Origin of the sequence: Streptomyces sp. NPDC088745 (assembly GCF_044751045.1) — a bacterium.
GTDB classification, from domain to species: domain Bacteria; phylum Actinomycetota; class Actinomycetes; order Streptomycetales; family Streptomycetaceae; genus Streptomyces; species Streptomyces cremeus.
The window spans coordinates 41,971-68,393 of the sequence record NZ_JBIVLB010000004.1; the positions used below are offsets into that span (position 1 = coordinate 41,971).

The window sequence follows — 26,423 nt, forward strand, 5'->3', positions numbered from 1 at the left end:
CCGAGCCCTTGCGCGCCGGCGCGGCGAGGAGCTACGGCTTCACGGACCGGTAGTAGCGGGCCGCGCCCTCGTGCAGCGGCAGCGGGTCCGTGTAGATGGCCGTCCGCAGGTCCACCAACTGCGCCGCGTGCACCTGCCGCCCGATCCGGTCCCGGCTGGCGATCACCGTCTGCGTGAACCGCTCGGTCAACACCGCGTCCGTGCGGTCCCGCGTCACCAGCAGGTTCGCCACCGCCACCGTGGGCACCGCCGCCTTGTTGCTGACGTGCGCGTACGCGTCGGCGGGCATCACCGCGGAGCGGTAGTAGCGGGTGGTGTCCCCGGGCTTCTGCAGCGCCTCCACCAGCTCGGGGCCGAGCGGAACCAGACGTACCGGCATCCGTCGCGACAGGTCGCGCACCGCGCTGGTGGGCAGCCCGCCCGACCAGAAGAAGGCGTCGATGCCGCCCTCCTCCAGCCGCCCCGGCATCGTGTCGATCCCTATCGACACCGGTTTCACGTCCCGCTCGGGGTCGAGCCCGGCGGCGGCCAGCAGCCGGTTCGACACCAGCCGCACCCCGGAGCCCTCCTGCCCGACGGCCACCCGTTTGTCCCGCAGGTCGCCGACGGCGCGGATCGCGGAATCGGTCGGCACCACGAGCTGCACGTAGTCGTCGTACAGCCGCGCGCACCCGCGCAGCCCCCCGGCGCCCTCGCTGCCGTCGCGCTGGTACTTGGCGACGGCGTCCGCGGTCGCCACCGTGAAGTCGGCCTCGCCGCGCGCCACCCGCCGCAGGTTCTGCTGCGAGCCCTCGCTGGTGCGCAGCGTCACCCCGACCTTCGGCAGGTGCTGCCGCAGCGCCTCCTCCAGGAGCGTCCCGTACCGCTGGTAGACCCCCGTGGGCACCCCCGTGCTGAAGGTGATCCGCCCCTCCGGCGACGGCGTGCGGGACGGCAGCAGCCACCACAGCAGCAGTCCGCACACGGCGAGCAGCGCCGCCGCCCCCTGGAGGGCACGACGACGACCGATGCGGGGCAATGAGGGGAGCATGCGCGCGATCCTGCCAGCTCGACTCCCCGCCCGGCCAGAGGGAACCCGCACCGGCCCCTCCGCGGAGGCCCCCGCGCGACACCCCCCACCCGGTGCGCCCCGTACCCTGGTGGGCGAGATGAGCGAGAAGACATACGAGGTGCGCACTTACGGGTGCCAGATGAACGTCCACGACTCCGAGCGCCTGTCGGGCCTCCTGGAGGGCGCGGGATACGTCCGTGCGCCCGAAGGGGCCGACGGTGACGCCGACGTCGTGGTCTTCAACACGTGCGCGGTCCGGGAGAACGCCGACAACAAGCTGTACGGCAATCTCGGGCGGCTCGCGCCGATGAAGACCAAGCGGCCCGGCATGCAGATCGCCGTCGGCGGCTGCCTGGCGCAGAAGGACCGCGACACCATCACGCAGCGGGCCCCCTGGGTGGACGTCGTCTTCGGCACGCACAACATCGGCAAGCTGCCGGTGCTGCTGGAGCGCGCCCGCGTCCAGGAGGAGGCGCAGGTCGAGATCGCCGAGTCGCTGGAGGCGTTCCCCTCGACGCTGCCCACGCGCCGCGAGAGCGCCTACGCCGCCTGGGTCTCCATCTCGGTCGGCTGCAACAACACCTGCACCTTCTGCATCGTGCCCGCCCTGCGCGGCAAGGAGAAGGACCGCAGGACCGGCGACATCCTCGCCGAGATCGAGGCCCTGGTCGCCGAGGGCGTCTCCGAGATCACGCTGCTCGGCCAGAACGTGAACGCGTACGGCTCCGACATCGGCGACCGCGAGGCCTTCAGCAAGCTGCTGCGCGCCTGCGGGAAGATCGAGGGCCTGGAGCGCGTCCGCTTCACCTCGCCGCACCCGCGCGACTTCACCGACGACGTCATCGCCGCCATGGCCGAGACGCCGAACGTCATGCCGCAGCTGCACATGCCGCTGCAGTCCGGCTCGGACACGATCCTCAAGGCGATGCGCCGCTCGTACCGCCAGGAGCGCTTCCTCGGGATCATCGAGCGGGTGCGCGCCGCGATGCCGGACGCCGCCATCTCCACCGACATCATCGTGGGCTTCCCCGGCGAGACCGAGGAGGACTTCCAGCAGACGCTGCACACGGTCCGCGAGGCCCGCTTCACCAACGCCTTCACCTTCCAGTACTCCATCCGCCCCGGCACCCCCGCGGCCACCATGGACGGCCAGATCCCCAAGGAGGTCGTCCAGGAGCGCTACCTGCGGCTGGTCGCCCTCCAGGAGGAGATCTCCTGGGAGGAGAACAAGAAGCAGGTCGGCCGCACCCTGGAGGTCATGGTCGCCGAGGGCGAGGGCCGCAAGGACGGTGCGACGCTGCGCCTGTCGGGCCGCGCCCCGGACAACCGCCTGGTGCACTTCACCAAGCCCGACCAGGACGTGCGCCCCGGCGACGTGGTGACCGTCGGGATCACCTACGCCGCCCCGCACCACCTGCTCGCCGAGGGCGAGGCCAAGGCCGTGCGCCGCACCCGCGCCGGCGACGCCTGGGAGAAGCGCAACGCCGAGCCGCAGCAGGGCCCCGGCGTCATGCTGGGCCTGCCGAAGATCGGCGTGCCGGAACCCCTGCCGGCGGCGACCGGCGGGTGCAGCATCGCCTGACGGTCACCGGCGGGGTCCCGCGGGGCCGCCGGGCCCCGCAGGTTTGTGAGGCCGCGGGTCCACGGCCCCTCGCCCCCGCAGGTCCGCCCCGGGCCCGTGCGGGCTGCCGCGTTAGGCTGCCGCTCATGCTCGTAGCCGCCGCCGTATGCCCCAGTCCGCCGCTGCTCGTCCCCGAGGTCGCCGCCGGTGCCGCACCGGAACTGGACGCCGCCCGGAACGCCTGCGCGGACGCCCTGGGAGTGCTCGCCGCCTCCCGGCCCGACCTGCTCGTCGTGGCCGGACCCGCCGGGCGGGACCGGCGCGGCCCGCACCCCGAGGGCGCCCGGGGGAGCTTCGGGGGCTTCGGTGTGGGCCTGGAGGTGCGCCTCGGCGAGGACACCCCCGAGGGGGCCGCGGCCGGGCCCCTGCCGGACTCGCTCGCGGTGGGCGCCTGGCTCCTCGGCCGTACGGGGTGGAACGGCGCTCCCGTCGAGGGCCTGGGCGTCGGGGAGTCCCTGGAGGCCGCCCGCTGCGCCGACGCCGGCCGGGAGCTGGCCCGGCGGGCGGACCGGGTGGCGCTCCTGGTGATGGGCGACGGCAGCGCCTGCCGCACGCTCAAGGCCCCCGGCTACCTGGACGAGCGCGCCGAGGACTTCGACGCCGGGGCCGCCCGCGCGCTGGGCGACGCCGACACCGCCGCGCTGCTGGCGCTGGACGCCGGCCTGGCGCGGACCCTGAAGGTGTCCGGCCGGGCCCCCTGGCAGGTGCTCGCGGGCGCCGCGGCGGGGACGGGCCTGGGCGGGCGCCTGCTGTACGCGGAGGCTCCGTACGGCGTGGGCTACTTCGTGGCGGCCTGGTCCTGACCGGGACCGGTCGCCCGCTGCCCGGTGGAGCCGCCGAGGTGTGCTTCGTGGCACGGGAACGGCCGCGGAACCGAAAGGGTTCCGCGGCCGTTCCCGTGCGCGCGCCGGACCGTCAGGAAGCCGGCGGCGGAGGCGGCGGAGTGCCGCCGTCGTCCTTGGCCGAGAGACGGTCCAGGGCGTCCTTCGCCTTGCCCGTGCCCGACTGGATCTGGTTGCTGTACTTGCCCTTGGTCTTGGAGTCGACCGCCTGAGCCGCCTTGTCGAGGCCCTGTTCGATCTTGCCCCCGTGCTGCTGCGCGAGGTCCGCGGCCTTCTCCTTGGCCGGAGCCAGCTTGGCCTTCAAATTGTCCAGGAAGCCCATGGGTTCACCTTCCCTCGTGGGGATCGTTCGGTTTCACGTCCGGGCCGGTCCGTGAGGGCGGAGCCGATCCGGGCTACTTGCGGGCGCTTTCGCCGACCTCATTGTCCGCGGCCTCGTCCGCGGACTGCTGCTTGGGGATCTCCGTCCCCTCCGTGTCGTCCGCACCGGCCGCCGCCTCCGCGGCCTCCGGAGCGTCCTTGGCGGCCTCGGCACGGACGTCCGCCGCGGTGCTCTCCGGAGCCTTCGCCCCGGACTGCGCCTCGTCGGCCTTCTCCGCGGAAGCGGCCGCGGCGGGGGCGTCGGCCGACGGAGCGGCGGTCTGCTCCGCCTCGGCCGACGCCGCTGCGGCGTTCTCAGGATTCTTGGACTTGCGGCGGAACATTGCAAAAACGCCCATAACTACTCCATAACGTACTCGTGTGGGCGAAATACCGCGCTTTCCGGGGCGTCCCATTGCGCCGCCCGGAGAAACCGGTGCGTGAAACCGGCGTGCGGAACCTCGCAACAGGCAACGAACCCGCAGGCGTGCCGTCACGTCGCTCGTTCGGGGACACTCCCCGGTGTTTGCGAGACTGGGGCGGTGAGAACAGCAGCTCCCGCACCGCGGGTCATCGCCGTCGTCGGCCCCACCGCGGCCGGCAAGTCCGATCTGGGCGTCGCCCTCGCCCGGCATTTCGGCGGCGAGGTCGTCAACGCCGACTCCATGCAGCTCTACCGGGGGATGGACATCGGCACCGCGAAGCTGACGCCCGAGGAGCGCGGCGGCATCCCGCACCACCTCCTCGACATCTGGGACGTCACCGTCACGGCGAACGTCGCCGAGTACCAGCGACTCGCCCGCGGGGAGATCGACCGCCTCCTCGCCGAGGGCCGCACCCCCGTCCTCGTCGGCGGCTCCGGCCTGTACGTGAAGGGCGCCATCGACGCCATGGAGTTCCCGGGCACCGACCCCGGGGTGCGCGCCCGCCTGGAGGCGGAACTCGCCGCCGAGGGCCCCGGGGCGCTCCACCTGAGGCTCGCCGCCGCCGACCCCGACGCCGCCCGCGCGATCCTCCCCAGCAACGGCCGCCGCATCGTCCGCGCCCTCGAAGTGATCGAGATCACCGGACGCCCCTTCACCGCCAACCTCCCCGGTCACGAGTCGGTGTACGACACCGTGCAGATCGGCGTCGACGTGGCCCGCCCCGAACTCGACGAGCGCATCGCCACCCGCGTGGACCGCATGTGGGAGGCGGGCCTGGTGGCGGAGGTGCGCACCCTGGAGGCACAGGGGCTGCGCGAGGGCGTCACCGCCTCGCGCGCCCTGGGGTACCAACAGGTGCTCGCCGCCCTCGCGGGGGAGTGCACCGAGGAGGAGGCGCGGGCCGAGACCGTGCGCGCCACCAAGCGGTTCGCCCGCCGTCAGGACTCCTGGTTCCGGCGCGATCCGCGGGTCCACTGGCTGAGCGGCGCGGCCGAGCACCGCGCGGAACTCCCGCACCTGGCGCTGGCGTTGCTCGAACGAGCGGTCACAGCCTGATCACGTGATGGCATCGGGACGCTTCTCCCGTCAATGGGGCGCCCGCGCGCGTGCCATCATCGAGCTTCGATCGACTGTTGGAGTCCGAGTGGGAGGGCGCGTGGCGATGGAGGCCGGCCCTCGCGACAGAGCACAGGAAGAACCGGAGCGGTTGAGTCCTGACGGGCCCGAAGAGCTGAGTCCTGACGGACCCGACGACCGGCCCCGGCTGCCGGGCGAGCACTCCCAGGTGCCGGAGCTGACAGAACTGTCGGAGGGGCCCGGGCTGCCCGCCCCCGAGGCGGAGGTCGAGGTCGAGCTGCGCCCGCAGCGGCGCCTGCGGATCTGGCAGCTCGCCCCCATCGTCGGGCTCGCGGCGGTCGGCTCGCTGATGTTCGCCTTCCCGCTCGCCTTCGAGATCGGCGACGGCGGCGCGGTCGTCGCCATGCTCGGACTGCTGATCAGTTGCTGCGCGGCGGGCTGGGGCATGATGGCCGCCCGCCGGGTCGGCTACACCTGGCCCGGACTGCCCGCCAAGGGGACCGGCGGCCGTGCGAACTGGCGCGTCGCGCTCCTGTACGCGGCGGTGTGCGTGGCACTCGTCGCCCTGGCGGTCTGGCGCGTGGCCCGGCTCCGCTGAGCCCTGCCGCAGCGGGCCGGCCCCGTCGCGGCCGGGACTCCCTTCGCGGCGGGCTGATCCCCGTCGAGGCGGGTCGGCTCCCGTCGCGGCGGGCTGATCCCGTCCCGGTGGGCCGTGGAAGATCCGTTGTCCGGACCGCCCCGTACGATGGACCGCGTGACCACCGCACCCGCCGCCCCCGCGCCGATCGCCTTCCTCAAGGGCCACGGAACCGAGAACGACTTCGTGATCGTTCCGGACCCGGACAACGCCCTGGACCTGCCGCCGGCCGTGGTCGCCGGGCTGTGCGACCGCCGGGCCGGAATCGGCGGCGACGGACTGCTGCACGTCGTGCGCTGCGCGGCGCACCCGGACGCGCGGGCGATGGCCGGCGAGGCCGAGTGGTTCATGGACTACCGCAACGCCGACGGCTCCGTCGCCGAGATGTGCGGCAACGGCGTACGCGTCTTCGCCCGGTACCTCCAGCACGCCGGAACCGTCGGCAGCGGCGACCTCGCCGTCGCGACCCGGGACGGCGTCAAGCACGTCCACCTCGACAAGGACGGCGACGTCACCGTCTCCATGGGCCGGGCGGTCCTCCCCGCGGGCGACGTCACCGTCTCCGTCGACGGCCGCCAGTGGCCCGCCACCCACGTGAACATGGGCAACCCGCACGCGGTCGCCTTCGTCGAGGACCTCGCCCACGCCGGGACCCTCCACGACCCTCCGCCGTTCAGCCCCGCGAGCGCCTACCCCCACGGGGTCAACGTCGAGTTCGTCGTCGACCGGGGCCCGCGCCACGTCGCGATGCGCGTGCACGAGCGCGGGGCCGCCGAGACCCGCTCCTGCGGCACCGGCGCGTGCGCCGTCGCGGTGGCCGCCGCCCGGCGCGACGGGGCCGACCCGGCCGTCACCGGCGCCCCCGTGACGTACACCGTGGACGTGCTCGGCGGACGTCTGGTGATCACCGAACGACCGGACGGCTCCGTCGAGATGACCGGCCCGGCGGTGATCGTCGCCGAGGGGCAGATCGACCCCTCCTGGATCGAAGGGGTGCAAAACGGCCACGCCTGAACGTTCGCTCGAATGGGTGATCCGATTCACGCCGGGCAGGACCCGGTCAGCACCGCATGGTGGGCTCGGTAGCATCAAGCACCGGCCCGGACGGGACACTCCCGACGAAGGCAGGGGGAGCCACCACCCGCCCGCCGCCGGTCGAGGCTGCCGGAGGTGCCCATGAGTGCAGAGGCCACCAATCCCAACGGTGTGTCCCCGGAGTTCCGCCCGCTGACCCAGCCGGCGGCCCTCCCGAAGACCGCCCAGGGCCGCAGGCGCGGCCGTCCCAGGATCGATCTGCGGCGGCTGGGCCGGGCCGCGCTGCTCGGTCCCACCACGCGCGGCCGGACCCCGGACGCCATCGCCCATGTGGCCGAGGCCCACCGCGCCCACCATCCGGACGCCGACCTGTCGATCCTCAGCCGCGCCTACGTGCTCGCCGAGTCCTCGCACCGCGGCCAGATGCGCAAGAGCGGCGAGCCGTACATCACGCACCCGCTGGCCGTCACCCTGATCCTGGCCGAACTGGGCGCCGAGACCACCACCCTGACCGCCTCCCTCCTCCACGACACCGTGGAGGACACCGAGGTGACGCTCGACCAGGTGCGCGAGCAGTTCGGCAACGAGGTCTGCTTCCTCGTCGACGGCGTCACCAAGCTGGAGAAGGTCGACTACGGGGCCGCCGCCGAGCCCGAGACCTTCCGCAAGATGCTCGTCGCCACCGGCAACGACGTACGCGTGATGTCGATCAAACTCGCCGACCGACTGCACAACATGCGCACGCTCGGTGTGATGCGCCCCGAGAAACAGGCGCGCATCGCCAAGGTCACCCACGACGTCCTCATCCCGCTCGCCGAACGGCTCGGCGTCCAGGCGCTCAAGACCGAACTCGAAGACCTCGTCTTCGCGATCCTCCAGCCCGACGACTACGCCCGCACCCGCGCCCTCATCGACGGCAACGCCGCCGGGGGCGACCCGCTCGCCCCCATCGCCGAGAACGTGCGCGGCGTCCTCAAGGAGGCGGGCATCACCGCCGAGGTCCTCGTCCGGCCCCGGCACTCGGTCTCCGTGCACCGGGTCTCGCGCAAGCGCGGCGAACTGCGCGGCACGGACTTCGGCCGCCTGCTGGTCCTGGTCGGCGAGGACGCCGACTGCTACGCGGTCCTCGGCGAACTGCACACCTGCTTCACGCCGGTGATCTCCGAGTTCAAGGACTTCATCGCCTCGCCCAAGTTCAACCTGTACCAGTCGCTGCACACCGCCGTCGCGGGCGCCGACGGGGCGGTCGCCGAGATCCTCATCCGTACGCATCAGATGCACAAGGTGGCGGAGGCCGGCGTCGTCGCCCTCGGCAACCCCTACGCGCAGCCCGACGGCAGCGACGCCGCCGCCGACGGCGAGCGGGCCGACCCCACCAGGCCCGGCTGGCTGTCGCGGCTGCTGGAGTGGCAGGAGTCCACCCCCGACCCCGACGCCTTCTGGTCCTCGCTGCGCGCCGACCTCGCGCAGGACCGCGAGATCACCGTGTTCCGCTCCGACGGCGGCACCCTGGGACTGCCCGCCGGGGCAAGCTGCGTGGACGCCGCGTACGCGCAGTACGGAGAGGCCGCGCACGCCTGCATCGGCGCCCGCGTCAACGGCCGCCTGGCCACCCTCAGCACCGTGCTGCGCGACGGCGACAGCGTGGAGCTGCTGCTCGCGCACGACGCCGCCTCCGGCCCCTCGCCCGACTGGCTGGAGCACGCCCGGACCCCGGCCGCCCGCATCGCCATCGAGGGCTGGCTCGCCGACGCGGACAGCGCGCACGACGCGGGACCCACGAAGGACGCGCAGCCGGGCGCGGAGACCGTCAGGGCGACCGGGGCCGCGCCCGCCCTGCCGTGCGCCCCGGCGGCCGCCGAGGGCGACTCACGGCCCGTCGTGGACAACGCCGTGGCGGACCTGCCGGACGCCGGCGTGCGGCTCGCCGGGTGTTGTACGCCCGTACCGCCCGACCAGGTGCTCGGCTTCGTCGTCCGGGGCGGTGTCGTCACCGTGCACCGGGAGGGCTGCGCCGCCGTCGCCCGGATGCGGGCCCTGGGCCGCGAACCGGTCGGGGTGCGCTGGCAGGAGGGCACCGCGGAGCTGCGCGTCACCCTGGTCGCCGAGTCCTTCGGCCGGCCGCACCTGCTGGCCGACCTCACCGAGGCGATCGCCACGGCCGGCGCCGAGGTGGTCTCCGCCACCGTGGAGCCGCCGTCGGAGCAGCGGGTGCGGCACACGTACACCCTGCAGCTCACCGACGCCGCCGGACTCCCGGCACTGATGCGCGCCATGCGGGAGGTCGCCGGCGTGTACGACGTCAGCCGCGCGCAGCACCCGGCGACGGCCTGACGCCGCTCCGGGGGAGTGGGCGGGCCAGCCCGGCCGACCCCGTTCGAGTGGTGCGGTGCGTGCCGTCCCCGCTCCCGGACTTCGGCGCTGATAGCGGTGGTGCATGCTGCTCACCTCCCGGCGCCTGCGCGCCGCCCTGCTGGCCGTCGCCTCCGCGTCCCTCGTCGGCGCCGTCCTGCCCGCACCCGTCCCCCTGGGGATCGGCGACCCCCTCTTCCCGCACCTGGGCAATCCCGGCTACGACGTCCTCTCGTACGACATCGGACTCACCTACGGCGGTGACAACAGCGAGCCGCTGGAGGCGGAGACCCGGATCGAGGCGCGGGCGACCCAGACGCTGGAGCAGGTCAATCTCGACTTCGCGCGCGGCACCGTGCGGTCCGTCGAGGTGAACGGCGCGCACGCGGCGTTCGCCACGACCGGCGAGGACCTGGTGATCACCCCGGCGAAGCCCGTGCGCCGGGGAACCCGCACCGTCATCACCGTCCAGCACACCAGCGACCCCGTCGGCGACGCCTCCGACGGCGGCTGGGTGCGCACCGGCGACGGACTCGCCATGGCCAACCAGGCGGACGCCGCGCACCGGGTGTTCCCCTGCAACGACCACCCCTCCGACAAGGCGTACTTCACCTTCCGGGTGACCGCGCCCAAGAGCCACACCGTCGTCACCAACGGACTGCCCGCCGCGAAGCCCCGCGCGGCGAAGGGGACCGAGGGGGCCGAGGGGGCCGTGGTCTGGTCGTACCGCACCAGCCACCCCATGGCCACCGAACTCGCCCAGGTGTCGATCGGCACGTCCGCCGTCCTGCACCGCGAGGGACCGCACGGGCTGCCCGTGCGGGACGTGGTCCCGGCCGCCGACGCGAAGACGCTGGAGCCGTGGCTGAAGAAGACCCCGGCACACCTGGAGTGGATGGAGAAGCGCGTCGGGCGCTATCCGTTCGAGACGTACGGAGTGCTGGTCGCGGCGGCCGACACCGGCTTCGAGCTGGAGACGCAGACGCTGTCGCTCTTCGAGCGCTCCCTGTTCACCGGTACCGGACGCCCGGAGTGGTACGTCGAATCGATCATGGTGCACGAGCTGGCCCACCACTGGTTCGGCAACAGCGTCTCACCGCGCTCCTGGTCGGACCTGTGGCTCAACGAGGGGCACGCCACCTGGTACGAGGCGCTGTACGCGGACCAGGAGCGCCCCCTTGAGCAGCGCATGAAGGCGGCGTACGCCAACTCCGACGCCTGGCGCCGCGCGGGCGGACCGCCGGCCGCGCCGAAGCCCTCGCAGCCCGGCCAGAAGATCAGCATCTTCCGGCCGGTCGTGTACGAGGGCAGCGCGCTCGTGCTGTACGCGCTGCGCCAGGAGATCGGGGCGGAGGCCTTCGAGACGGTCGAACGGCGCTGGGTGCGCGAGCACCGCGACGCGGTGGCCGCCACGTCCGACTTCGTGGAGCTCTCCTCGGAGGTCGCCGGACGGGATCTCTCCGGGTTCTTCCGGAGCTGGCTGTACGGACCGACCACCCCGCTGATGCCCGGCCACCCCGACTGGCGGAGCGCCGCGCCCGAGGGCCCGGGGAAGCAGCGCTGAGGACGGCCGCGAACGGCCGGGGCGGTCGGCGCGGCGGGCCGCAGCCCGTGTGCGGTGGGCCGTAAACCCGTGTGACGACAGGGCCGTGCCGTGCGACCATCGACGGGTCGACGGCACGGCCAGGTGGAAGAACCGATTCCGGGAAACGGGCGGAAATCACCGGCGCCCCCCGGGAATCATCCGGGACCGTCACGCGTTGTGACTGTCGACGGGACCCACCGGTCTCCCCGTGAGGGGGGCCTGCGGCCCCTTCCCCGATCGCACTACGACGTTAGGACCCAATGACCCCCTCCACTTCTTCCCCTTCCACGAACGACAACATCACAGACAGCCTGCGGGCCGATGCCCTGATGGAAGAGGACGTCGCCTGGAGCCACGAGATCGACGGAGAGCGGGACGGCGACCAGTTCGACCGCTCCGAGCGCGCCGCGCTGCGCCGCGTGGCCGGCCTCTCCACCGAGCTCGAGGACGTCACCGAAGTCGAGTACCGGCAGCTTCGCCTGGAGCGCGTCGTGCTGGTCGGTGTGTGGACCTCGGGGACCGCGCAGGACGCGGACAACTCCCTCGCGGAGCTGGCGGCGCTCGCCGAGACCGCCGGAGCCCTCGTGCTCGACGGTGTCGTGCAGCGGCGCGACAAGCCCGACCCGGCGACGTACATCGGCTCGGGCAAGGCGCAGGAACTGCGGGACATCGTCCTGGAGACCGGTGCCGACACCGTGGTCTGCGACGGTGAGCTGAGCCCCGGCCAGCTCATCCACCTCGAAGACGTCGTCAAGGTCAAGGTGGTCGACCGCACCGCCCTGATCCTGGACATCTTCGCCCAGCACGCCAAGTCCCGCGAGGGCAAGGCGCAGGTCGCCCTGGCGCAGATGCAGTACATGCTGCCCAGGCTCCGGGGCTGGGGCCAGTCGCTCTCCCGTCAGATGGGCGGCGGCGGCGGTGGCGGCATGGCCACGCGTGGTCCCGGTGAGACCAAGATCGAGACCGACCGGCGCCGGATCCGCGAGAAGATGGCGAAGATGCGCCGGGAGATCGCGGAGATGAAGACCGGCCGCGACCTCAAGCGCCAGGAACGCAGGCGCAACAAGGTGCCCTCGGTCGCCATCGCCGGGTACACCAACGCGGGCAAGTCCTCGCTGCTCAACCGCCTCACGGGCGCGGGCGTGCTGGTGGAGAACGCGCTGTTCGCCACCCTCGACCCGACCGTGCGCCGGGCCGAGACGCCCAGCGGGCGGCTCTACACGCTGGCGGACACCGTCGGATTCGTCCGGCACCTGCCGCACCACATCGTCGAGGCGTTCCGCTCCACCATGGAGGAGGTCGGCGACTCCGACCTCATCCTGCACGTGGTGGACGGCTCGCACCCGGCGCCGGAGGAGCAGCTGGCCGCCGTGCGCGAGGTGATCCGTGACGTCGGCGCGCTCGACGTCCCGGAGATCGTCGTCATCAACAAGGCGGACGCGGCCGACCCGGTCGTCCTCCAGCGGCTGCTGCGCATCGAGAAGCGCGCCATCGCGGTCTCGGCCCGCTCGGGCCAGGGCATCGAGGAGCTCCTGGAGCTCATCGACCGCGAACTGCCGCGCCCCTCGGTCGAGGTCGAGGTGCTCGTGCCGTACATCCAGGGCGCCCTGGTCTCGCGGGCGCACGCCGAGGGCGAGGTGATCTCCGAGGAGCACACCGAGGAGGGCACGCTGCTCAAGGCCCGGGTGCACGAGGAACTGGCGGCGGAGTTCGCCACGTTCCTGCCGGCCGCCTCCTGAGCCATGGCAGGCGCGTGCGGCCCGGCGTCGTGCGGTGAGCCGCGTGCGGCCCCGCGTCGTACGGTGAACGAAGGCCGGTGGCCCGCACCCTCATGACGAGGGTGCGGGCCACCGGCCTTTCACGTGCGGGCCGCCTCAGCTCCTGCCGAACCGCCTGCTCACCGTCGTGTAGACCTGCTCAGCCCCCTTGCCCAGCCGCGGGCCGGCCAGCCAGCCGCTGGTGACCGGCTTGATCGAGGTGTTGGAGACCAGCTTCAGCCCGCCGGTCCCGTCGTTGACGAACCAGCCGCCGCCGGACGAACCGCCGGTCATGGTGCAGCCGATGCGGTGCATCGTCGGCGTGGTCGGGCTCAGCGACAGCCTGCCCGGCCGGTCCACGCACTTGTGCATGACGTAGCCGTTGTACGGCGCGCCCGCCGGATAGCCCCAGGCGCCCATCGCGCTGATCCGGCGGGTGTCGGGAGCCCGGAAGTCGACCGCCACCGCGGTGCCGACGGTCTCCTCCAGCGACCTGCCGCCCCTCTGCGGCTTCACGTGCATGACCGCGTAGTCGTACGGAGCGCCGCTGCCGCCGGTCGGGCCGCCGCCCCGGATCCACTCGCCGGAGGTCGTCACCCAGTCCGCCCAGTAGGCGCCGTAGGGGGCCTCCTCCCGCGGCGGGGCCGCCTGGAGCGCGTCAGGCGCCAGGGCGTTGTTGTTGTACGCCGGGACGAAGACGATGTTGCGGTACCAGCCGCCCGTGCCGCCCGCGTGCACGCAGTGCCCGGCCGTCCAGACGAGGTTGGACCTCCCGGGGTTGTTCACGTCCTTGACGACGGTTCCGGAGCAGACCATGGAGCCCTGCGGGGAGTCGAAGAAGAGCTTCCCCACCGGAGCGCCGTGCCGGGTGTACGGGGTCTTCTCGGGCTGCGCCCGCACCGGACGCGGCGTCGGATCGCTCACGCCCTGACCGCTGGAGAGGTCACTGGCGGTCATCGTCTTCGCCGGGTCCTTGGCGGTGCGCATCCGCTCCGGTTTCCACAGCCCCTCGATGACCGGGTTGACGAAGTCCTTGGCCTCGCGCAGCCAGGTGTCCTTGTTCCAGTTCCGCCACTCCCCGTTCTTCCACTTTTCGGGGTCGACGCCGTGTTCCCTGAGCTTGTCGGCGAGGTCCTTGGGCAGGGCGTGGTCACCGTCGCCCGCGGGGGTGGGAGCCGAGGCGGCCGGGGAGGACGGCTTGTCGCCGCGGGCCTTGTTCTCGGTGGGGCCGCAGGCCGTGGTCGTCAGCGCGAGCGCCGCGACGAGGCCGGTGGCGGCCAGCAGCGGACGTATGGATGGCATGGAGACGTTTCCCTCTGGAGGTACCGGACGCGCCGAGGTGTCATGCGCGTGTCATGCGTGGGCGTGGAACGTGCGCAACTGTCGTACGGAAGGGCGGCGGACGGGACCCGTTGCAGGTCGCGGGCCGGATGCCCGTGCGGGCGCACCGCAGCGGCGCGCCCGCACGGAGGGGCTCAGCGAGAGCCGGCCTTCTCGTAGATGGCCTTGGCCTCGGGGCCGAGCCGCGGGCCGGCCAGCCAGCCCGCGGTGACCGGGCCGATCGAGGTGTTGGAGACCAGCGCGGGCTTGCCGTCCTGGCCCCGCGCCACCCAGCCGCCGCCGGACGAACCGCCGGTCATGCTGCAGCCGATGCGGTACATCGTGGGCTGGGCGGGCTTGATCGCGAGCCGGCCGGGCTTGTCCTCGCACTGGTACATGCGCTCGCCGTCGAAGGGCGGCGCCGCCGGGTAGCCGGTCGCCTCCATGCTCGCGATCTTCGGCACGGCCGGAGCGTCGAAATCGACCGGGAGCGCCGAACCGACCGTCTCCTCCAGGGACTTGCCCGCGCCCTTCTCCGAGGTCACGCTCAGCACCGCGAAGTCGTACGGAGCGCCGTTGCCGCCCGTCGGGCCGCCCTGGGAGATCCACTGGGCGGAGGTGTAGGCCCGCTTGGCCCACCACACGCCGTACGGCGCGACCTGCTCGCGGGTCGTCTCCTTGGAGACGGTGCGGGCCCCGTCGTTGTACGAGGGAACGAAGGCGACGTTGCGGTACCAGCCGCCCTTCGCGCCCGCGTGCACGCAGTGGCCCGCGGTCCACACCAGGTTGGACCTGCCCGGGTGCGCCGGGTCCCGCACGACCGTGGCGGAGCAGGACATGGACCCCTCGGGGCCGTCGAAGAGCAGCCGGCCCGACTCCGGGGCGGCGGAATGGTACGGGGCCTTGGCGGCCTTCGCCGGGAGGCGGGCGGGGACCGGGTCGGTGACGCCCGCGTCCCCCGAGATGTCATTGGCAACGGGCTGCTTCGGAGGCTTCTCGGCCTCCTTCATGCGGTCCGGGTTCCACAGCCCCGCGATGATCGGATTGACGAAGTCCTCGGCCTCGCGCAGCCAGTCGTCCTTGTTCCAGTTCTTCCACTCGCCGTTCTTCCACTTGTCCAGGTCGATCCCGTGCTCCTTGAGCCGGTCCTTGAGGTCGTCCGGGATCTGGATCTTGTCGTCGCCCGAACCGCCCGCCGCGGCCGCCGAGCCGGTGGCCGGGGCGGCCGGCGCACCGGCGGCGCCGTCGTCGGTCGGCCCGCAGGCAGTGACGGTCAGGGCGAGCGCGGCGGCGAGTCCCGCGGCGGACATCAAGGGCGCACTGGCGCGACGTGCGCTCCTCCCCTGACGAGCGGCGCGGGTCGGGCGTATGGGTCGCATCTCTGGAATCCCCCTGGGACTTCGAACATGACGGGCGAGGCGGTACGGCTCGGGCGGCGCCACCGGCGCGGTGCCGCCGGCGCCGGAGACCGGCCACCACTATGCCGGTGCCGGAGGGGACGGCCAACGGCAGGGCGGCGGTTCCCCCGCCGGAAGGATCTTCTGATTGCCCGTGATCCTTCGGGGTCACTGTCGTTGATACGTACGAGGGACACCCGGTCGGCGTTCAACCCTGCGGGGCGAGGTGTGCCGAACCGGACAAAAGGCACAGCTTGGGGGAGGACCAGCAGTCGTGGCCGTGACCGAACCTGCTCCGGCGCTCGTCGCGCAACCGGGTGCCGCCCCGCCGCCCGACGGGCCCGACCGGGCCACCGCCGACCGCCCGGCCGTGCCGGACCGCCCGACCGTCGCGCACGAGGGCATCCTGCGGCGGCAGTCCCTGCGCGAGTCCGCCGCCCGGACGTACGCGCGCTCACTGCCGATCGTTCCCGTACGCGCGCGCGGGCTGACCATCGAGGGGGCGGACGGGCGGCGGTACCTCGACTGCCTCTCCGGGGCCGGGACCCTGGCGCTCGGGCACAACCACCCGGTGGTCCTCGAAGCGATCAAGAAGGTCATCGACTCCGGAGCCCCGCTGCACGTCCTGGACCTCGCCACCCCCGTCAAGGACGCCTTCACCACCGAGCTGTTCGCGACCCTGCCGCCCGGACTCGCCGCCGACGCGCGGGTGCAGTTCTGCGGCCCGGCCGGGACCGACGCCGTGGAGGCCGCGCTGAAGCTGGTGCGCACCGCCACGGGCCGCAGCGGGCTGCTGACGTTCACCGGGGCCTACCACGGCATGACCGCCGGGGCGCTCGACGCGTCGGGGGGCGCGCAGGACGTGCGCGTGACGCGGCTGCCCTACCCGTACGACTACCGCTGCCCGTTCGGGACCGGCGGCGCGCGGGGGGCCGCGCTCGCCGCGCGCTGGACGCGGAGCCTGCTGGACGACCCCAAGGGCGGGGTGCCGCGGCCCGCCGGGATGATCCTCGAACCGGTGCAGGGCGAGGGCGGTGTGATCCCGGCGCCGGACGACTGGCTGCGCAGGATGCGGGAGATCACCGCGGCCCGGCAGATCCCGCTGATCGCGGACGAGGTGCAGACCGGGGTGGGCAGGACCGGCGCGTTCTGGGCGGTCGAGCACAGCGGGATCGTGCCGGACGTCATGGTGATGTCCAAGGCCATCGGCGGCAGCCTGCCGCTCGCCGTCATCGTGTACCGGGCCGAGCTCGACACCTGGCGGCCCGGCGCGCACGCGGGCACCTTCCGGGGCAACCAGCTCGCCATGGCCGCGGGCGCCGCCACCCTGCGGTACGTACGGGAGAACGGGCTCGCGGAGCGGGCCGGGAGCCTCGGCGAGCGCATGCTCGCCCGACTGCGCGCCCTGGCCGCGGAGTATCCGGTGATCGGCGACGTCAGGGGCCGCGGGCTGATGATCGGCGTCGAACTGGTCGACCCCGAGGGCCAGTCGGCCGCCCCCGCCGGGGACGCCCCCGCGACGGACCCGGCCGACGGCGGGGCGGAGCGCGATCCCGCGCCCGCAGCACCCGCGCTCGCCGCCGCCGTGCAGCAGGAGTGCCTGCGGCGCGGGCTGATCGTCGAGGTCGGCGGCCGGCACTCGGCGGTCGTACGGCTGCTGCCGCCGCTCACCCTCACCGACGAACAGGCCGTCGCCGTACTGGACCGGTTCGCCGACGCCCTCGCCGCCGCCGTCGCGCGTGCCCCGCACCGCGCGGGGCCGCACGGCCCGGGGCCGTACCGCCAGGAGCAGCACCGCCAGGAACCCACCGGCACATCGCGCTGACACCGGCCCACGCCGGAACAACCTCACAAGGAAGCCCTCCGTGAACCCCACTCCCGCACCCGACACCGATGAGGACACCGCAGTCGAAGCCGAGGCAGGCCAGGGGGCCGGGACGGCCGGCCCGGGCTCGTCCGGTACGACCGCGTCAGCGACGGCCGACCCGACCGGCTCAGCGACGGCCGACCCGACCGGCTCAGCGACGGCCGACCCGACCGGTTCAGCGACAGCCGGCCCGCCCGCGTCAGCGACGGCCGGTCCCGCCGGGACAGCCGCATCCGGTACGACCGCGTCAGCCCCGGCCGGCCCCGCCGCGTCAGCTCCGGACGCCCCGGTCGAGCCCGTGACCGTTCCCCGGCAGCTCTCCAAGGCGAGCGGGCCGCGGCCCGGCCCGCTGGGGCCGCGGCCCGACCTCCTCGACCACCCCGACCCGCGCACGGCGGCGGACGCGGCGGCCGTGGAGAACCTCCTGCGCTGCTGGGTACGGGAGACCGGCCTGGCCCGCCCCCGGGGCGACACCCTGCGGATCCCGCTCCCGAACACCGGCACCTCGCTCCTGGTCCCGGTCCGCTACTGGTCCGCCGCCGGATGGCACCGCTTCGGGATGCCGATGCTGGCGAGCGGCCCCGGGCACGCCCCGACCGTCGACGCGGTGACTCTCGCGGCGCTGCTGGGGCGGGAGACGGCGCCCGAGGACTCCGCGGGCACCCACTCCCCGGACGGCGCCGACCTGGCCGGCCGGGTCGCCGACTCGGTGCGCAGGACCGCCGAGTTCCTCGCCGACCGGCGCGCCGACCCCGGGCCCGCAGCCGGGGCGGACCTCTTCCTCACCGCCGAGCAGTCCCTGCTGCTCGGGCACCCCACGCACCCCACGCCCAAGAGCCGCGAAGGGCTCTCCGAGACCGAAGCGCGCCGCTACTCACCGGAGTTGCGGGGCTCCTTCCCCCTGCACTGGCTGGCCGTCGACCGCTCCGTACTGGCCCAGGACTCCGCCTGGACGGAACGCGGCCGCACCCTCAAGGCCGAACAGCTCGCCACCCGGCTGGCCGGTGGCCCGCGCCTGCCGGAGGGGACGGCGCCGCTCCCGCTGCACCCCTGGCAGGCCCGCGAGGTGGCGCTGCGTCCCGCCGTCGCGGCCCTGTTCGACAAGGGGCTGCTGCACGACCTGGGGCCCTCGGGCGACGTCTGGCACCCGACCTCCTCCGTACGCACCGTGCACCGGCCGGGCGCCACCGCCATGCTCAAGCTCTCCCTCGGGGTGCGCATCACCAACTCCCGCCGGGAGAACCTCCGCAAGGAACTCCACCGGGGCGTCGAGGTGCACCGGCTGCTGCGCGGCGGCCTCGCCGAGCGGTGGCACGCCGCCCACCCCGGGTTCGACATCGTCCGCGACCCGGCCTGGCTCGCCGTCGACACCCCCGACGGTGCGCCCGTCACCGGGCTCGACGTGGTGTTCCGGCACAACCCCTTCGGGCCCGACGACGACGCCGTCTGCGTCGCGGGCCTCACCGCACCCCGCCCCTGGCCGGGCCGGGCCGGCATGCACTCCCGGCTCGCGGACTGCGTCGCGCGGCTGGCCGCCCGTACCGGAAAGCCCGCGGGAGCGGTGTCCGCCGAGTGGTTCCTGCGCTACCTCGACCAGGTCGTACGGCCCGTGCTCTGGCTCGACGGACAGGCCGGCATCGCCCTGGAGGCCCACCAGCAGAACACCCTGGTCCTGCTCGACCGGGACGGCTGGCCGGCCGGCGGACGCTACCGCGACAACCAGGGCTACTACTTCCGGGAGTCCCACCGCGCCGCTCTCGAAGCCCGGCTGCCCGGCATCGGGGAGCACAGCGACACCTTCGTCAGCGACGCGGTCACCGACGAACGCTTCGCCTACTACCTCGGCATCAACAACATCCTCGGCCTGATCGGCGCGTTCGGTGCCCAGCGTCTCGCCGACGAGCGCGTCCTGATCGCCGCACTGCGCCAGTTCCTCGGCAAGTCCACCGGGCTCGGGTCCGCACTCCCCGCCCAGCTCCTGGAGCGGCCCACCATCCGCTGCAAGGCCAACCTGCTCACCCGGCTGCACGGCCTGGACGAACTCGTGGGCCCCGTCGACACCCAGTCCGTCTACGTCACCCTCGCCAACCCCCTCCACTCCTGACCCGCCCGACGCCCCGCCCCCACCGGAAAGTTCCCCCACTTCGCACCCGTTTCAGCCGCGGGACCGCCCCCCTTCGGCCCGCTGAGAGGAGCGCGCCGCCGTGCCCACCACCGATGCGAGCACCGACGTCGGAGCCGACCCGGTCCCCCGCAGCACCTCCCGGGCCGGCGCCGGCCCCCCGGCGGGGCCGGACACCGAGGACACCCTGGAACTCCGGCTGCCCGACGGGTTCGTGGCCCGCTCCGGGCCGGCCGGGGAGGGCGACCTCCTGGACTCCGTCGCGGACTGGCCGGCGGCCGCCACCCCCGTGGGCACGTTCCGGCTGCGCCCCGTGCGGCCGGATTCCGACCTGCCGCTCCTCACCCGGTGGATGAACGACCCCGCCGTCGCCGCCTTCTGGGAACTCGCCGGGCCCGAAGAGACCACCGCCGCCCACCTGCGCCCCCAACGGGAGGGTGACGGACGCAGCGTGCCCTGCCTGGGGGTCCTCGACGGGGTCCCGATGAGCTACTGGGAGATCTACCGGGCCGACCTCGACCCGCTGGCCCGCCACTACCCCGCCCGCCCGCACGACACCGGCGTCCACCTGCTCCTCGGCGACGCGGCGGACCGCGGGCGGGGCCTGGGCACCGCGCTCCTGCGGGCCGTCGCCGATCTCGTCCTGGACCACCGCCCGGCGTGCTCGCGCGTCGTCGCCGAACCCGACGTGCGCAACACCGCGTCCGTCCGGGCCTTCCTCCGCGCGGGTTTCCGGCTCGCCGGGGAGGTCGACCTCCCCGACAAGAGGGCCGCGCTCATGATCCGTGACCGCGCCCACCCAGCACAGACGTAACCCCGTCCGCGGCGGCCCCGCCGTCCCGGCCGCCTGCCGGCCCGACGCTTTCGCCGCACCACCCGTCCCGCATCGCTCCCACCCCGAGGAGTCACCGTGCCGAAGCCCGTCCCGACGCCCGTCCCCGTCCCGGCGCAGACCATATCCGCGCCCGGCCCCCGAGCCGCTGCTCCCGCGGCACCGGCCCTGTTCGCCCCGCCCGAACTGACCGGAGCCCTCTGGGAGCGCGCGGCGGGCCGGCTGCTCGCCAAGACGCTCGCGGAATTCGCGTACGAGGAGATCATCGAACCGGTCCCGGCCCCCGGCCCGGTCCCGGACGCGGCGGCGCCGGCCGCCGGGGCGACACCCCACACGCTCCGCCTCGACAACGGCGAGATACTTTCCTTCCGCGCCCGCCGCGGTTCCTACGGCGGCTGGCGCGTCGACCAGGACTCCATCGAGCTCCAGGACCACGACCACCCCGAGCGCCGCCCCTTCCACGACCCCGTGCGCTTCCTGGTGCTCGCCCGCCGTCTGCTCGGCCTCGACGGCGCCACCCTCGGCCACCTGGTCCGCGAGCTGACCGCCACGCTCGCCGCCGACGCCCGCCTCGACCACACGGCCGTCAGCTCCGCCCGCCTCGCCGAGCTCTCCTACGCCGAACTGGAGGGCCACCAGACCGGCCACCCCTGGCTCGTCCTCAACAAGGGCCGCGTCGGCTTCTCCGCCGAGGACGCCGACGCCTGGGCCCCGGAGGGCCGCACCCCGGTCAGGCTCCCGTGGATCGCCGTCAGCACCGCCCTCGCCCGCTACCAGGGCATCCCCCCGCTCGCCGATCCCGAACGGCTGTACGACCAGGAGCTCGACGCCGCCACCCGTGCGCGTTTCGCCGCCGCGCTGCGCGACAGGGGCCTGGACCCGGCGGGGTACCTCTGGCTGCCCGTGCACCCCTGGCAGTGGGACGAGGCGATCCTGCCGCTCTTCGCACCGGCCGTGGCCCGGGGCGAGATCGTCCCGCTGCCCGCCGACGGCGACCTCAGACTGCCGCAGCAGTCCATCCGCACCTTCCTCAACGTCAGCCGTCCCGAGCGGCACACCGTCAAGCTGCCGCTGTCGGTCCTCAACACCCTCGTCTGGCGCGGCCTGCCCACCGAACGCACCGTCGCCGCGCCCGCCGTCACCGCGTGGATGCAGGGGCTGTACGACACGGACGCGTACCTCAAGGAGGAGTGCCGGGTCGTGCTGCTCGGCGAAGTCGCCTCCGTCGCCGTCGAACACCCCGTGTACGACCACCTGCCGGAGGCCCCGTACCAGTACAAGGAACTCCTCGGCGCGATCTGGCGCGAACCCCTCGAAGGCCGCCTCGACCCCGGTGAGCGGGCCCGCACCCTGGCCGCGCTGCTGCACACCGACCCCGAGGGGCGGGCGTTCGTCGCCGAGCTCGTCGACCGCTCCGGGCTCTCCGCCGAGAGCTGGCTGCGCCACCTGTTCGCGGCGACCCTGCCGCCGCTGCTGCACTTCCTCTACCGGTACGGCACGGTGTTCTCCCCGCACGGCGAGAACGCCATCGTCGTCCACGACGCGCACGACGTGCCGGTCCGGCTCGCCATCAAGGACTTCGTCGACGACGTCAACGTCAGCGAGGAACCGCTGCCGGAACGCGACACCATGCCCGACGAGGTCCGCGCCACCCTGCTCACCGAACCGGCCGCCTTCCTGCCGCAGTTCATCCAGTCCGGTCTCTTCATCGGTGTGTACCGGTACCTCGCGCCGCTGTGCGAGGAACAACTGGGCGTGCCCGAGGCCGAGTTCTGGTCACTCGTACGGGCCGAGATCCTGAAGTACCAGGCGCGCTTCCCGGAACTCAAGGAACGCTTCGAGATGTTCGACCTGCTCGCGCCCCGGCTGGAGCGGCTCTGCCTCAACCGCAACCGGCTGCACACCGACGGCTACCGCGACCGCCCGCACCGCCCGCACGCCACCGTGCACGGCACCGTGCCCAACCCGCTGCACCGGCCGTGACGGCCTCGCGGGCAGCGGCCGGAAACCGGCTGTGACCGTCGTTGTCAGTGCCGCGTCGTAGGGTGGTCGGGCTATGACGAAGCCCTCACTCCCCGAGCTCCTCCACGCCGCCGTCGCCTCCGTCGGCGGCGTGGAACGGCCAGGCCAGGTCACCATGGCCCAGGCCGTCGCCGACGCGGTCGACGACAACTCCCACCTGCTCGTCCAGGCGGGCACCGGCACCGGAAAGTCCCTGGGCTATCTGGTGCCGGCCCTCGCGCACGGCGAGCGCGTCGTGGTCGCCACGGCCACGCTGGCCCTCCAGCGCCAGCTCGTGGAGCGGGACCTGCCGCGCACCGTGGAGGCGCTCAAGCCGCTGCTGCGCCGCACCCCGCAGTTCGCCATGCTCAAGGGCCGGTCGAACTACCTCTGCCTGCACCGCCTGCACGAGGGCGCCCCGCAGGACGAGGAGGACGGCCTCTTCAACCCGATCGAGAGCTACGAGTCCTCCGGGCCCAGCAGCAAGCTCGGCAAGGACCTGCTGCGCATGCGGGACTGGGCCGACGAGACCGAGACGGGCGACCGCGACGATCTCACCCCGGGCGTCTCCGACAAGGCGTGGGGCCAGGTCTCCGTCTCCTCCCGCGAGTGCCTGGGCGCCAGCAAGTGCGCGTACGGCGCAGAGTGCTTCGCCGAGGCCGCCCGCGAGCGGTCCAAGCTCGCGGACGTCGTCGTCACCAACCACGCCCTGCTCGCCATCGACGCCATCGAGGGCGCTCCGGTCCTGCCGCAGCACGAGGTGCTGATCGTCGACGAGGCGCACGAACTGGTCTCCCGGGTCACCGGCGTCGCCACCGGCGAGCTGACCCCGTCCCAGGTCACCCGGGCCGTCAAGCGCGCCTCGAAGATCGTCAACGAGAAGGCGGCGGACGCCCTGCTGACCGCCTCCGACAGCTTCGAGCGGGTCATGGAGCTGGCCCTGCCCGGCCGCCTGGAGGAGATCCCGGAGGACCTGGGATACGCGCTGATGGCGCTGCGCGACGCCGCCCGCACGGTGATCTCGGCGCTCGGCTCCACCAAGGACCGGTCCGTCACCGACGAGGACGCCGTCCGCAAGCAGGCCCTCGCCATGGTCGAGAACATCCACGGGGTCGCGGAGCGCATCGCGAACGGCTCCGAGTACGACGTGGTCTGGTTCGAGCGCAACGAGCGCTACGGGACCGCCTCGCTGCGCGTCGCGCCGCTCTCCGTGTCCGGGCTGCTGCGCGAGAAGCTCTTCACCGAGCGCTCGGTGATCCTCACCTCCGCCACCCTCAAGCTGGGCGGCGACTTCAACGGCGTCGGCGCCTCCCTGGGCCTGGCCCCCGAGGGCCGGCACGGCGAGGACTTCCCGGAGTGGAAGGGCCTCGACGTGGGCTCGCCCTTCGACTACCCCAAGCAGGGCATCCTGTACGTCGCCAAGCACCTGGCCCGTCCCACCCGGGACTCCGGGCGCGAGGACATGCTCGACGAACTGGCCGAGCTGATCGAGGCGGCGGGCGGGCGCACGCTCGGCCTCTTCTCCTCGATGAAGGCCGCCCAGACGGCTGCGGAGGCGCTGCGCGAGCGGCTCGACCTGCCGATTCTGCTCCAGGGCGAGGACACCCTCGGCGAGCTGATCAAGGGGTTCGCCGCGGACCCGCGGACCTGCCTGTTCGGCACGCTGTCGCTGTGGCAGGGCGTGGACGTGCCCGGGCCGAGCTGTCAGCTCGTGGTGATGGACAAGATCCCGTTCCCGCGCCCCGACGATCCGCTGATGAGCGCCCGCCAGAAGGCGGTCGAGGACAACGGCGGCAACGGCTTCATGGCGGTCGCCGCGACCCATGCGGCGCTGCTCATGGCGCAGGGCGCGGGCCGGCTCGTCCGGGCCACGGGCGACAAGGGCGTCGTGGCGGTCCTGGACCAGCGCCTGGCCACCGCCCGGTACGGCAGCTACCTCAAGGCGTCGATGCCGGACTTCTGGTACACCGTGGACCGCAACCAGGTGCGCCGGTCGCTGGCCGCGATCGACGCGGCGGCGAAGGCCGAGGGCGCCTGAGCAGGGCCGGGGCACCCGCTCCTGACGTGAGAGGGCCCCGGCGCGTCCACCTCAGTGGTCCCGGGGCCCTCTCACATCACCGCGGCGGGCGTCAGACACGCCGCAGCACTGCGACGACCTTGCCCAGAATGGTCGCGTCGTCGCCGGGGATCGGCTGGTACGCGGCGTTGTGCGGAAGCAGCCAGATGTGGTTGTCCTCGCGCTTGAAGCGCTTCACCGTCGCCTCGCCGTCCAGCATCGCGGCCACGATGTCGCCGTTCTCCGCGACCGGCTGGCGGCGCACGGTCACCCAGTCGCCGTCACAGATCGCGGCCTCGACCATGGAGTCGCCGACGACCTTGAGGACGAAGAGCTCGCCGTCGCCCACCAACTGGCGGGGGAGCGGGAAGACGTCCTCGACCGACTCCTCGGCGAGGATCGGACCGCCCGCCGCGATCCGGCCGACCAGCGGCACGTACGAGGCGGCGGGCTTTCCGGCCGTGTCGGTGGGCTGGGTGCTCGGCTGGTCGGAGCCGCGCACCTCGTAGGCGCGGGGACGGTGCGGGTCGCGGCGCAGGAAGCCCTTCCGTTCGAGAGCCATGAGCTGGTGGGCGACGGAGGACGTGCTGGAGAGCCCCACCGCCTGCCCGATCTCGCGCATGGACGGCGGGTAGCCCCGGCGCTGCACCGAGTCCCGGATCACCTCGATCACCCGTCGCTGCCGGTCCGTGAGGCCCGAGCTGTCCGCCCTGATGCCCGGAGGTCGGCCGGGCAGCGAGCGGGTGGGCTTGCCGCCCTCGGCGTTCGTGGTCGCGTCGTTCATGGCATGCACCGGCTCAAGTCGGCCCTGGGAGCGGTCCTGGGCGGCGATCGTTGCGCTGTCCGCGGTGGTGGTCATGGTCGGCCCCTCTCGAATGGTCTCCCTGACCGGACAACGGTAGTAGCTTTCGAAAGGTTGCGCCAAACACACGTTCGAGTGAAAAACCGCAGAATGACTGCCCTATTCGTACGGATGGGTGTATGGAACGAGCGTTCCGCAGTGATCTACGGGGGGAGGGTCACAGGTTCGCGCCCTTCGGCCGAACGGCAATTCGGCTCATTGCGGTAGCCTTCTCCGTCGGGTCCCGTCCGGTCGAACACCGCGCCGCGAGGCGCCGCCGGGTGTCCCGCGGCTCTCCGCTGAGCCGTCCGGGGGAGGGGGATCCCGTCGGGCGCGGCGCGTCCCGTACTCTCGTGGGCGGTCGGGCTCCCGGCTTCCCGCCGGCTTCCCCGGTTCGACGGCTCGTGGGTGTCTTCCCCCCGGTTTTCCGCGGCTTTGCGGTGCGACACGCGCATAGGGGCGAAGAGTCGCCGAAACCCCACATCTAGTGGTTGGATCGTTCCGGCTGCCCACCAGTTGTGGTCCGTGGTCCTTCTGTGGCTCGGAATCGACTATGCTGGGAGCTGCTTCCAGGGTCCGCCACGCGACCTGCCGAAGCTCTTCAGACGTGCCGCGAAGGAGGCCTTGGAACCATGCACTGCCCCTTCTGCAGGCACCCCGACAGTCGAGTGGTCGACAGTCGCACCACGGACGACGGGACGTCGATCCGCAGGCGCCGTCAGTGCCCCGACTGCTCCCGCCGTTTCACCACGGTGGAGACGGCCTCGCTGATGGTGGTCAAGCGCAGCGGTGTGACCGAGCCCTTCAGCCGTACGAAGGTCATCTCCGGTGTACGCAAGGCCTGCCAGGGCCGTCCGGTCACCGAGGACGCCCTCGCCAAGCTGGGCCAGCGGGTCGAAGAGGCGGTCCGGTCCACCGGCAGCGCCGAGCTGACCACCCACGACGTGGGTCTGGCCATCCTCGGCCCGCTGCAGGAGCTCGACGTCGTCGCCTACCTGCGCTTCGCGTCCGTCTACCGGGCGTTCGACTCGCTGGAGGACTTCGAGACCGCCATCACGGAACTCCGTGACCAGCAGACTTCCGCCCAGCAGGCCGGACCGGACGGAAATCCGCCGGTTCCCGTGCCCGCGGCGGCCGCCGACTAGCTCGGCCCCCGCCGGCGCCTCTCGACGACGAGCCGAGGAGCCGGCGCTCCAAGAACTTCACGACCTGTCCCGGACGCCGTTGCGACGGCCGGGACGCCAC

At 73.3% G+C, this 26,423-nt stretch carries 20 protein-coding genes; 14 read left to right on the forward strand and 6 right to left on the reverse strand.

Annotated features, from left to right (window positions below):
- Positions 1–31: 31 nt before the first annotated feature.
- Complete coding sequence (locus tag ACIP93_RS13105; protein ID WP_401758005.1) at positions 32–1,030, reverse strand: TAXI family TRAP transporter solute-binding subunit; 999 nt, start codon at positions 1,028–1,030, stop codon at positions 32–34.
- Positions 1,031–1,148: 118 nt separating this feature from the next.
- On the opposite strand from ACIP93_RS13105, the gene miaB reads away from it, so the two are divergent.
- Complete coding sequence (miaB, locus tag ACIP93_RS13110) at positions 1,149–2,633, forward strand: tRNA (N6-isopentenyl adenosine(37)-C2)-methylthiotransferase MiaB (RefSeq protein WP_345217338.1); 1,485 nt, start codon at positions 1,149–1,151, stop codon at positions 2,631–2,633.
- A 125-nt stretch (positions 2,634–2,758) separates the two neighbouring features.
- Complete coding sequence (locus tag ACIP93_RS13115) at positions 2,759–3,475, forward strand: class III extradiol dioxygenase subunit B-like domain-containing protein (RefSeq protein ID WP_401758007.1); 717 nt, start codon at positions 2,759–2,761, stop codon at positions 3,473–3,475.
- Positions 3,476–3,587: 112 nt separating this feature from the next.
- Here ACIP93_RS13115 and ACIP93_RS13120 read toward each other — a convergent pair whose 3' ends face one another.
- Entirely contained in the window at positions 3,588–3,836 is a 249-nt protein-coding gene (locus tag ACIP93_RS13120) for an antitoxin (protein ID WP_345217340.1), read from the reverse strand.
- A 73-nt stretch (positions 3,837–3,909) separates the two neighbouring features.
- On the reverse strand, positions 3,910–4,233 hold the full coding sequence (locus ACIP93_RS13125) for a hypothetical protein (RefSeq protein ID WP_401758009.1): 324 nt from the start codon (positions 4,231–4,233) through the stop codon (positions 3,910–3,912).
- 183 nt (positions 4,234–4,416) lie between these two features.
- On the opposite strand from ACIP93_RS13125, the gene miaA reads away from it, so the two are divergent.
- The 6 genes from miaA (at position 4,417) to hflX (ending at position 12,724) form a co-directional block, all read left to right on the forward strand.
- Positions 4,417–5,355 carry a tRNA (adenosine(37)-N6)-dimethylallyltransferase MiaA gene (miaA, locus tag ACIP93_RS13130; RefSeq protein ID WP_401758011.1) on the forward strand — a complete coding sequence of 313 codons (939 nt, stop codon included), beginning with the start codon at positions 4,417–4,419 and terminating at the stop codon, positions 5,353–5,355.
- Positions 5,356–5,461: 106 nt separating this feature from the next.
- Positions 5,462–5,974, forward strand: coding sequence for a hypothetical protein (locus ACIP93_RS13135; protein ID WP_401758815.1), 513 nt, complete (start codon positions 5,462–5,464; stop codon positions 5,972–5,974).
- A gap of 147 nt (positions 5,975–6,121) precedes the next feature.
- Positions 6,122–7,027 (forward strand): diaminopimelate epimerase, encoded by a 906-nt coding sequence (dapF, locus tag ACIP93_RS13140; protein WP_401758013.1) that lies wholly within the window; start codon positions 6,122–6,124, stop codon positions 7,025–7,027.
- Between the two features lie 162 nt (positions 7,028–7,189).
- On the forward strand, positions 7,190–9,382 hold the full coding sequence (locus ACIP93_RS13145; protein WP_401758015.1) for a RelA/SpoT family protein: 2,193 nt from the start codon (positions 7,190–7,192) through the stop codon (positions 9,380–9,382).
- Between the two features lie 103 nt (positions 9,383–9,485).
- Positions 9,486–10,964 carry a M1 family metallopeptidase gene (locus ACIP93_RS13150; RefSeq protein WP_401758017.1) on the forward strand — a complete coding sequence of 493 codons (1,479 nt, stop codon included), beginning with the start codon at positions 9,486–9,488 and terminating at the stop codon, positions 10,962–10,964.
- A gap of 281 nt (positions 10,965–11,245) precedes the next feature.
- The gene (hflX, locus tag ACIP93_RS13155; RefSeq protein ID WP_345217347.1) at positions 11,246–12,724 is read left to right on the forward strand and encodes a GTPase HflX; all 1,479 of its coding nucleotides are present in this window, start codon (positions 11,246–11,248) and stop codon (positions 12,722–12,724) included.
- A 135-nt stretch (positions 12,725–12,859) separates the two neighbouring features.
- Here hflX and ACIP93_RS13160 read toward each other — a convergent pair whose 3' ends face one another.
- Complete coding sequence (locus ACIP93_RS13160; RefSeq protein WP_401758019.1) at positions 12,860–14,044, reverse strand: trypsin-like serine peptidase; 1,185 nt, start codon at positions 14,042–14,044, stop codon at positions 12,860–12,862.
- A gap of 173 nt (positions 14,045–14,217) precedes the next feature.
- Positions 14,218–15,441 carry a trypsin-like serine peptidase gene (locus ACIP93_RS13165; RefSeq protein ID WP_401758021.1) on the reverse strand — a complete coding sequence of 408 codons (1,224 nt, stop codon included), beginning with the start codon at positions 15,439–15,441 and terminating at the stop codon, positions 14,218–14,220.
- Between the two features lie 292 nt (positions 15,442–15,733).
- Here ACIP93_RS13165 and ACIP93_RS13170 point away from each other — a divergent pair, with 292 nt between their 5' ends.
- From ACIP93_RS13170 to ACIP93_RS13190, 5 genes are all read left to right on the forward strand, one after another.
- Positions 15,734–17,284 carry a diaminobutyrate--2-oxoglutarate transaminase family protein gene (locus ACIP93_RS13170; protein WP_401758023.1) on the forward strand — a complete coding sequence of 517 codons (1,551 nt, stop codon included), beginning with the start codon at positions 15,734–15,736 and terminating at the stop codon, positions 17,282–17,284.
- Positions 17,285–17,624: 340 nt separating this feature from the next.
- Positions 17,625–19,430, forward strand: coding sequence for an IucA/IucC family protein (locus ACIP93_RS13175; protein ID WP_401758025.1), 1,806 nt, complete (start codon positions 17,625–17,627; stop codon positions 19,428–19,430).
- Positions 19,431–19,530: 100 nt separating this feature from the next.
- Positions 19,531–20,262, forward strand: coding sequence for a GNAT family N-acetyltransferase (locus ACIP93_RS13180; protein WP_401758026.1), 732 nt, complete (start codon positions 19,531–19,533; stop codon positions 20,260–20,262).
- 141 nt (positions 20,263–20,403) lie between these two features.
- On the forward strand, positions 20,404–22,263 hold the full coding sequence (locus ACIP93_RS13185) for an IucA/IucC family protein (RefSeq protein WP_401758818.1): 1,860 nt from the start codon (positions 20,404–20,406) through the stop codon (positions 22,261–22,263).
- Between the two features lie 73 nt (positions 22,264–22,336).
- Positions 22,337–24,319, forward strand: coding sequence for an ATP-dependent DNA helicase (locus ACIP93_RS13190; protein WP_345217351.1), 1,983 nt, complete (start codon positions 22,337–22,339; stop codon positions 24,317–24,319).
- A 91-nt stretch (positions 24,320–24,410) separates the two neighbouring features.
- Here ACIP93_RS13190 and lexA read toward each other — a convergent pair whose 3' ends face one another.
- Entirely contained in the window at positions 24,411–25,196 is a 786-nt protein-coding gene (gene lexA, locus ACIP93_RS13195) for a transcriptional repressor LexA (protein ID WP_345217352.1), read from the reverse strand.
- Positions 25,197–25,810: 614 nt separating this feature from the next.
- On the opposite strand from lexA, the gene nrdR reads away from it, so the two are divergent.
- Entirely contained in the window at positions 25,811–26,323 is a 513-nt protein-coding gene (nrdR, locus tag ACIP93_RS13200; RefSeq protein WP_345217353.1) for a transcriptional regulator NrdR, read from the forward strand.
- Positions 26,324–26,423: the final 100 nt, after the last annotated feature.